The sequence below is a fragment of the Pseudoalteromonas sp. ECSMB14103 genome (assembly GCF_000813065.1).
Classification (GTDB): Bacteria; Pseudomonadota; Gammaproteobacteria; order Enterobacterales; family Alteromonadaceae; genus Pseudoalteromonas; species Pseudoalteromonas marina.
The window spans coordinates 1-1,586 of record NZ_JWGY01000022.1; the positions used below are offsets into that span (position 1 = coordinate 1).

The 1,586-nt window shown below is 42.2% G+C and carries 1 protein-coding gene; it reads left to right on the forward strand.

Features of this window, described 5'->3' with window-relative positions; all coding sequences use genetic code 11:
* The first annotated feature begins 116 nt into the window (after window positions 1-116).
* Window positions 117-1,271, forward strand: coding sequence for an IS110 family transposase (locus RF53_RS19040; protein WP_039038576.1), 1,155 nt, complete (start codon window positions 117-119; stop codon window positions 1,269-1,271).
* Window positions 1,272-1,586 lie beyond the last annotated feature (315 nt).

The following is a 1,586-nucleotide window of genomic DNA, read 5'->3' on the forward strand; positions in this document are numbered from 1 at the left end:
AGGCATATAGACATAATGACTCCCACACGGTGTTAGCCTCCGCTTTTCGTGGGTTAGCTTAATTCAAAGCCAGAGCCATAATTAGTTTGTCAAATAACTAAACAGCAGAGGCTAACATGAATAAACATAGCATACTTTTTATCGGTCTTGATACACATAAAGAATTCAATGAAGTTGCCTATATTGAAGAACATAGAAGGGCACAACCTGTTCACCTTGGTCGATTCTCATCTTCCAAAGTGGCCGTTCAAAAGCTTGTTCGTCAGTTTGAATCTAAATACCCTGGCGCAACACTACACTTTGTTTATGAAGCCGGCCCTTGTGGTTATTGGATTTACAGATTAATCACCAGCCTCGGCCATTGTTGTTATGTGGTTGCACCCTCTCTTATTCCTAAAAAACCCGGTGAGAAAATCAAAACCGATAAACGTGATGCTCTTAAGCTCGCTAAATTACTTAAATCTGAAGATTTAACACCTATTTATGTTCCCGAGCCTGAAGATGAAGCTGTACGCGATTTATCTCGTACACGCGAAGTGGCCATGAAAGATTTAAAAGATGCTAAATATCAATTAAAAGCGTTGCTGCTTCGCAATAATATTAATTACAAAGGCACTGCGAATTGGTCACAAAAACATTTACGTTGGCTCACTGAGCTTGTGCTTCCACATCCTGCACAGCACATCGTCTTACAAGAGTTTTTACAAACAATTACCGAACGAATAAGCCGACTTGAACGACTAGACAATGAACTAACACATCACGTCCATCAATGGCGTTATTACCCTGTAGTAAAAGCAATACAAGCTATGCGTGGCGTTCGATTATTAGTCGCCGCCGGCGTTGTTGCTGAGCTGGGCGATTTAACTCGCTTCGATCATCCCCGTAAATTAATGAGTTATCTCGGTCTTGTACCCAGTGAACACTCGAGTGGTGGCAAACGCCATATTGGCGCTATCACAAAATGCGGAAACGGCCGAGCAAGACGCCTTCTTGTTGAAGGTGCGCACACTTATCGGTATGCGGCAAATATATCGACAGATATGCAAAAACGACAAGAAGGTTTACCAAAGGACATTATTGATATTGCGTGGAAAGCGCAGCTTAGGCTCTGCAAGCGTTATAAAAAAATGATAGCCAAAGGAAAACATTACAATCTAGTTGTCACTGCAATTGCCCGAGAAATGATTGCATACATATGGGCAATAGCTAAAGAAGTAGTGCTTACGCCAGTGAATACAAAACTTAGATTGGCAAGAGTACCCGCATGATAAACGAATTAGAGTTAGTGCATGGGATCAAGCATCGGGTGTGGCACAACCACCGACGGCGTTAGGATGGCAATGCAGCTAACGCTGCATTGAACCACGAACATAGACTGAAGACAGGTGCCACGACGAACTAAGTAAGGTCTGCTCTGTTACTAGAAATAGTAATAACCAACGAATATCAGCAAGATAACCGACGACATTACTTGCTTCATCCTATGTATTAACTCGCTCTAATTCGAGCTGAAGTAATTATGGCTTAAAAAGTTAGGCAAGGATCAGTGCGTTTAACTTGACAGTGGGAGTCATACCAACGCC

Coding starts and splice junctions, on each gene's coding strand:
- RF53_RS19040 (WP_039038576.1), top strand. CDS start 117: ATGAATAAACATAGCATACTTTTTATCGGTCTTGATACACATAAAGAA.